1 pseudogene is annotated in these 653 nt (G+C 76.1%); it reads right to left on the reverse strand.

From position 1 onward, the window contains the following. A pseudogene (locus EAO77_RS41650) lies at positions 1-653 on the reverse strand (alpha/beta fold hydrolase); the annotation flags it as partial.

Consider the following 653-nt stretch of genomic DNA (forward strand, 5'->3'; position numbering starts at 1 on the left):
GTACGCGGCGGCGAGCTCACGGAGCTTGGCGGTGACGGCCTCGGGGGCCTCGACGGGGGTCATGTGGCCCATGCCCGCGAGCTCGACGAGTTCGAGGCACTGCGGGAGGTCGAGGGCGAGGCGCTTGGCGTGCACCAGCGGGGTCAGCCGGTCCGCCGTGCCGGCGACGACCACCGTGGGCACGTCGAGCGCCCGTACGCCCTCGTCCAGGTCGAGCTCGCCGAGCACCCGCGACCAGGCCACCCGGGCGGCACGCGGGCAGGCGTGCACGATCCGGGAGCACTGGTCCACCCGCTCGGCCCGGTCACTCCGCTCTCCCGGCGCATCCTCCGCTACGGGACGATGGGGCCGGGATCCGCGCCCGGCCCGCCCGCATCGGCAGCACCAGCGACTCGTCGACGAGCCGGGCGCTGCCCGTGCTGCACAGCAGTGCGGCGGCCGTGTGCTCGCGGAAGGCCGGCCGGGAGGCGGCGGCCATCATGGTCATGCCGCCCATGGAGTGGCCCGCGACGACGGCCTTCTCACCGGGGGCGAGGACGGCCGTGAGCACGGCCTCCAGGTCGTCGGCGAGCCGCTCGGTGCCGACGTCCGCGAGCGGGGTGCGGCCGTGGCCGCGCTGGTCGTAGGCGATGACGCGGTGGTCCCTCGCCAGG

Source organism: Streptomyces sp. T39 (genome assembly GCF_008042045.1).
GTDB lineage: Bacteria > Actinomycetota > Actinomycetes > Streptomycetales > Streptomycetaceae > Streptomyces.